The 6634-nt window shown below is 53.0% G+C and carries 3 protein-coding genes; 1 reads left to right on the top strand and 2 read right to left on the bottom strand.

What is annotated here, in order from left to right:
• Nucleotides 1-44: 44 nt before the first annotated feature.
• The gene (ftsY, locus tag AC128V_RS06050; protein ID WP_482763779.1) at nt 45-1130 is read right to left on the bottom strand and encodes a signal recognition particle-docking protein FtsY; all 1086 of its coding nucleotides are present in this window, start codon (nt 1128-1130) and stop codon (nt 45-47) included.
• Nucleotides 1130-4585, bottom strand: coding sequence for a chromosome segregation protein SMC (smc, locus tag AC128V_RS06045; RefSeq protein WP_482763778.1), 3456 nt, complete (start codon nt 4583-4585; stop codon nt 1130-1132). The genes ftsY and smc overlap by 1 nt, the downstream gene beginning before the upstream one ends.
• Before the next feature lie 117 nt (nt 4586-4702).
• On the opposite strand from smc, the gene typA reads away from it, so the two are divergent.
• On the top strand, nt 4703-6607 hold the full coding sequence (gene typA, locus AC128V_RS06040) for a translational GTPase TypA (protein WP_482763777.1): 1905 nt from the start codon (nt 4703-4705) through the stop codon (nt 6605-6607).
• Nucleotides 6608-6634 lie beyond the last annotated feature (27 nt).

Here is a 6634-nt window from a genome sequence, read left to right as displayed (position 1 = left end):
TTTTTGAAGGTATCTGAGAGTCTGTCAGAGAGATTTCCGAACAACTAGCGCTCCTGTTTGTAGGCGACTAAACCTTTAGCAAATTCTTCTGGCGAGAAAAATGCGAAGTCATTTATACCCTCACCAACACCGACGAGCTTAACTGGTAGGTCAAGCTGCTCCTGCAGTGAGTAAAGAATGCCGCCCTTTGCGGTGCCATCAAGCTTGGTCATCACAATGCCGGTCACATCGGCAACCTCAGCAAACGCTTTGGCTTGGGCCATGGCATTTTGGCCCATGGTTGAATCGATAACCAACAGCACCTCTGCGATGCTGGCCTGCTTCTCAACTGCTCTGCGAATCTTGCCGAGTTCGTCCATTAGGTCTTTTTTGTTCTGCAATCGTCCTGCCGTATCGATGATCGCGATATCTGCGTCGGTAGAAAGTGCGAGCTCAACAGTTTGGTAGGCAACAGATGCCGGGTCTTGACCTTCTTTTTCAGGTCGAACGATTCTGGCATCGGCTCGCTGTGCCCAAGTGGCTAGCTGCTCTACCGCAGCAGCTCTAAAGGTGTCAGCAGCGCCTAGAACTACATTCCAGTCGCCATCTCTTAGCCAACGTGAGAGCTTGCCGATGGTGGTCGTCTTTCCAGCACCATTCACGCCAACCACCAAAATCACATAGGGCAACTTGCCATCTGAAAGATTTAGCGCAGCATCAGCACGGGTGAGCTTCTTGGTTAGTAAATCCTTCAGCAAAAGTCGAAGCTCAGCATCCGAGGAAGCCCCTGCCTTATTTGCTTCGCGTTTGAGCTCATCTGAAATCTCGAGAGAAGCGTCAACGCCAAAATCCGCTCGAATCAAAATGTCTTCAAGGTCGTCCAGCTCAATGTTCGATGAGAACAAGGAGCGAACTCCATCTCCCAGACTGCGCTTAGGAAGTTCAACCTCTTGAACTGCCACCACTGGTTTTTCGACAGGCTTTGGCTTTTCTACCTTTTGAACCTCAGGCTTAGGAGTTTCAACTTTGACTGTTTCGACAATCGGCTGAACCTCAACCTCAGCAACTGGCTGAGCAACAACAACTTCTTCAATGACCGCTGGGGTTTCGATTGGCTTATTGCCACGAAGTCGCTTTAGAAACTTAAACATCAGCGCACCTTCTCAAGCTTTTGGCCAACAACTGCACTCATGCCGTCTTGACGCATAGAAACACCATAGAGCGCATCTGCAATCTCCATGGTGCGCTTTTGGTGAGTCACGATGATCAGCTGAGACGATTTGCGCAGTGACTCAATAACGTCAAGCAACCTTCCCAGGTTGGCATCATCTAGAGCGGCTTCAACCTCATCCAATACATAGAAGGGGCTAGGCCTTGCCTTGAAGATTGCAATCAAAAGCGCAACTGCTGCCAGCGATCGCTCACCACCAGAAAGCAGTGACATTCGCTCGATGCGCTTACCAACTGGGCGAACCGCAACCTCAATACCGGTGGCCATCAGGTCATCTGGCTCGGATAGTGAGATGGAACCTGTTCCACCAGGGAATAGCAGTGGGAATACCTTTTCGAACTCGCGTCTGGTGTCCTCAAATGCGCTGGCGAAGATGGTCTTCATCTTCTGATCCAGGTCCTTTATGATTCCCATCAGGTCAGAGCGAGCGCGAGCGAGGTCCTCGAGCTGCTCGCTCATGTATTTGTGACGTTCTTCTAATGCTGCGAATTCCTCGAGTGCTAGCGGGTTGAAAGCACCAAGCTGCGAAAGCTTTTGGTCCGCCTGGCGAACTTCCTTTTCGAGCTCTTCTCTGGTTTGAGAACCCAGTTCGGTTTCCTGAACCAGAGTCTCGACATCAATATGAAGTTCTGTTGTTACGCGCTCGGTTAGGTTGGCAAGATTTAGACGAAGCTCGTAGTTTTGCATTTCAACTTCGTGCACGCCTTGATTCAGCTCGTTATAGCGAGCTTCCAAAGTTGCAGCCTCCGAGCGAAGTTGAGTTAGGCGCTCGGTGAGCTGAATGCGCTGCGCTTCTAGTTCTCGAACCTGTGATCGAACTTGGTTAGCCAAACGACTTGCAGCATCTAGTGCGGCAGGAATAACGGCTAGAGCCTGTTCTGCTTGGCCTAGCTGAGAAATCTTTTCCTCGGTGGCCTTTTTCTCGCGCTCTTGAGCGGCGGTCGCTTCGTTGACGCGGCCCTTCAGGATGGCAACAGACTTGCTCGCTGCAATTCTCCGCTCGGAGAAGGTTCCAACGTTGATGCGAATATCAAGCTCAGCCTGACGACTGGCCTCCAAAAGCACAACAAGCTGGGCACGCTCAGACTCGTTGCCCTCGACACTTTGAGCCTGAGGCAAAGCAGTGAGTTTTTCTTCCGCTGCCTTTGCCTCGAGCTGGGCGGACTGTTGCGACTGCGCGAGGGTTTCAAGCTCTCGCTCGATGCGAAGTTTTTCGTTTTTTGCGGAGTCAACCTGCGCAATGATTCGACCAACGCGCTCAGCCCTAGCCGCAAGTTCGGCATCGTGCTGCTGCAGTGAGCTAAGGCTTTCGCGAACCTTGGTCTCAGATTCCAAAAGCGCAGTCTTTTGGAATTCAAGCGCTGCGCTTAGCTTGTCGATGCTGGCCGCTAGTTCACTAAGCCTCTTGGCTGCAGACTCCTGCTCGGCCTTGAGCTCCAACTTTGAAGGTTGCTTAGAACCGCCACCGCGAACCAAAGAGCGCGAAACCCAATCGCCATCCACGGTGATGATGTTTGCCGCAGTTAGTGCCTTGGAATCGAGAGCCTTGGCAGCCTGATCTAGATCGCTTGCGAAATAGACGCCCTGCAAAACATCGAGCACAGACTGCGGTGCGGTAACAACAGAATCTGCTGCCACCAACCCTTCGACCTCGCGCTTTTTGGCAGTTACCTTGCTGCCGTCGGCAATCAAGAACTCTGCTCGACCCAGGCCCTCGTTTTTCAAATATCTAAGCGCTGCAATTGCCTGGTCTTTGCTTGATGCAACGATCGCATCCGCCAAGGTTCCAAGCGCAACCGCAACCGCAACCTCGTAGCCCTTTTCAATACTTACCGACTCAGCAAGAAGTCCCTTGATGCCAGAAAGTCCAGCATTTCTAACTTCGGAAGAACCGTCTTTTTGCTCAAGGGTCATGCCCAGCGCAGCGTGCTTTGCGGCCACCGCATCGCGCTCACGCTCTGCGGCGTGGAGTGCGTCACGAGCCTGATCCAACTTGGTTCGCTGAGCAGATTCTGCAAGCTGTGCCTTTTCGTAGGCAACTCGAAGCTCCTCATCGGAGGTGCTGTTTGCGGTTGGTTGAATCTCAGCCTGTTCGCCAGAAAGCTGAGCAATCTTTGCGATGGCGTCTTTGAGAGCGGTCTCAAGGTTTCCAATCTGCCCGGCAAAACCATCAGCCTTGGAGTGCATTACCGATACCTGGCTTGCCAGTGCGGTTCGCTCGCGCTCTTGAGCCTCAACGGCGCTGCGCTGTCTGAGCGCATCGGCCTCAAAGGCAGCAAGCGCTGCAGCAGCCTTTAAGCGCTCCTGCTCGCGAGCGCCGAGTAGCTCTGCGGTGGAAGAGATCTCTTTTTCTAGTTCTGCTAGCTCAGCCTCAGCCTGCTTTAGCTGGCTAGCGAGATCAGCAACTTCAATCTCACGGGATGAAAACTCTTGTCTTCCAATAAGTGCAATGCGCTGCTGAGCGAGGTTCTGCAGGTTGCGCAACTTGGTTTCTTGAGATTCAAACCCAAATAATTGCTGGCGCAGGGCATCTAGCTCACCGGACACCAACTGGGTCTCTAGCTCTTGGATGCCGGTGCGGGTATTAGTTAGCTGTGATTGAGCATAAGAAGACTCAGCACGACGCTCACTCTCAGATTTGGATACGCTCTCGAGTTGGTTCTTGAGTGCGGTGATCTGGAAAGCCAAGAGCTTGGCTTTTGCAGCTCTTGCGATGGCACCGATTTCCTTGGCGGCTCTTGCGACCTCTGCCTGACGACCAAGTGGCTTTAGGTTTCTGCGAAGTTCTGCGGTGAGGTCAGAGAGCCTGGTGAGGTTCGCCTGCATCGCCTCAAGCTTGCGCTCAGTTTTTTCTTTGCGTCTGCGGTATTTCAAAATACCGGCTGCTTCTTCAATGAATGCTCTGCGCTCAATCGGTGTGGCACGCAAAACGGTGTCTAGCTGACCCTGACCGACGATGACATGCATCTCGCGTCCCAAACCTGAATCGCTCAGTAGTTCTTGAACATCCAAAAGCCTGCAGGTTTCGCCGTTGATCGCATACTCGCTCGCGCCGTTTCTAAATAGCACGCGAGAAATAGTTACCTCGGAATACTCAATTGGCAAAGCGCCATCGGTGTTGTCGATGGTGAGCTGAACCTCAGCGCGACCAAGTGGGCCTTTGGTTTCGGTTCCGGCAAAGATGACATCTTCCATCTTTCCGCCGCGCAAGGTCTTAGCGCCCTGCTCACCCATAACCCATGCCAATGCATCAACAACATTTGACTTACCGGACCCGTTGGGGCCAACCACACAGGTGATGCCAGGCTCTAGATTCAGAGTCGTTGGCTGGGCAAAAGACTTAAAACCCTTAAGGGTGATGCTCTTCAGATACAAGCGTCCTCACCCCTTTCAATGAACTACAAGACTACCGAAGTCTTGAAGCCAATCCCCTAAAAGGGCGCTAGCTGGCTAGAATTGAGAGGTTGCCCTCTTGAGAGTCGAAAAATCCCTGTGAAACATAACGAAAACTTACGAAACGTTGCCATTGTCGCCCACGTAGACCACGGTAAGACCACCTTGGTCGACGCCATGCTAAAGCAGACTGGTGCGTTCTCAGCACACGCCTCGATGGATGAGCGAGTCATGGACTCGGGCGATCTTGAGCGCGAAAAGGGAATTACCATCCTCGCCAAGAACACCGCAATCACCTACGCGGGTCCTGCGGCCAAGGGTGAGCAGATTGTCATCAACGTAATTGACACCCCGGGTCACGCTGACTTCGGTGGCGAGGTTGAGCGCGGTCTATCGATGGTGGATGGCGTTGTGCTATTGGTTGATGCATCAGAAGGCCCACTGCCTCAGACTCGCTTTGTATTGCGCAAGGCACTCGAGGCTCGCCTGCCAGTTATTTTGCTTGTCAACAAGACCGACCGTCCGGATGCTCGCATCGACGAGGTTGTTGAAGAGAGCCACGACCTACTTCTGGGTCTTGCATCCGACCTACACGACACCGTGCCAGATCTAGATGTTGACGCAATCTTGGACCTACCTGTTATCTACGCATCCGGTCGCGCAGGACGTGCATCACTAAACAAGCCGGCGGATGGCTCAATGCCTGACACCGACAACCTTGAGCCACTATTTGAGGCAATTCTCAAATACATCCCGGCTCCTAGCTACGACGAAAACATTCCACTGCAGGCTCACGTCACCAACTTGGACGCTTCCCTATTCCTTGGCCGTTTGGCACTGCTTCGCATCTACAACGGTGAGATCAAAAAGGGTCAGCAGGTTGCATGGGTTCGCCAGGATGGCACCACCCAGACCGTAAAGATCACCGAGCTTTTGGGAACCAAAGCGCTTGATCGCTACCCAATTGAAAAGGCTGGCCCTGGAGACATCGTGGCCGTTGCCGGCATCGAAGAGATCACCATTGGTGAATCCCTTTGTGATCCAAACGACATTCGTCCACTGCCTCTAATCAAGGTTGACGACCCAGCAATTTCGATGACCATTGGTATCAACACCTCGCCTATGGCAGGTCGCGTTAAGGGCGCAAAGGTCACCGCACGTTTGGTGAAGGACCGCCTAGACCGCGAGCTAATCGGTAACGTGTCGATCAAGGTTTTGCCTACCGAGCGTCCAGACGCTTGGGAAGTACAGGGTCGTGGCGAGCTTGCACTAGCGATCTTGGTTGAGCAGATGCGTCGTGAAGGTTATGAGCTAACCGTAGGTAAGCCTCAGGTAGTTATCCGCAAGGTTGACGGCAAGGTTCACGAGCCGGTTGAAGACCTGACCATTGACACCCCAGAGGAGTTCCTAGGTCCTGTTACTCAGTTGCTAGCTGCTCGCAAGGGCCGCATGACCAACATGATCAACAATGGCACCGGTTGGGTTCGCATCGAATTCCGTGTTCCTTCCAGAGGTCTAATTGGCTTTAGAACTGAATTCCTAACCACCACCAAGGGTGCAGGTATTGCTAACGCACTATCTGCAGGTTACGAAGCCTGGGCTGGAGATATCTCAACCCGTCAGAACGGTTCGATGGTTGCCGACCGTGCCGGTGTTGCAACTCCGTTCGCGATGATCGCCCTTCAGGAGCGCGGTGCGTTCTTTGTTGAGCCAACCAGCGAGGTTTACTGCGGCATGGTGGTTGGCGAGAACTCTCGCGCCGACGACATGGATGTCAACATCACCAAGGAGAAGCAGCTCACCAACATGCGCGCTGCATCTGCCGACAACTTTGTCGGTCTTACTCCTCCAAAGAAGCTCTCGCTTGAAGAGTGCTTGGAGTTTGCCCGTGAAGACGAGTGTGTTGAGGTAACCCCTGAAGCGACTCGTATTCGCAAGCTTGAGCTTGATCCAAACGTCAGAGCTCGTCAGGCATCGGCGCGCAAGCGTGCCAGCCAGTCCTAAAAAAGCCCTCGGGCTTTTAGGGTCGGC

It is taken from the genome of Aquiluna sp., from assembly GCF_965064355.1.
The sequence above is the reverse complement of the archived record's forward strand: the minus strand, read 5'-3'. Positions and strand labels throughout refer to the sequence as shown.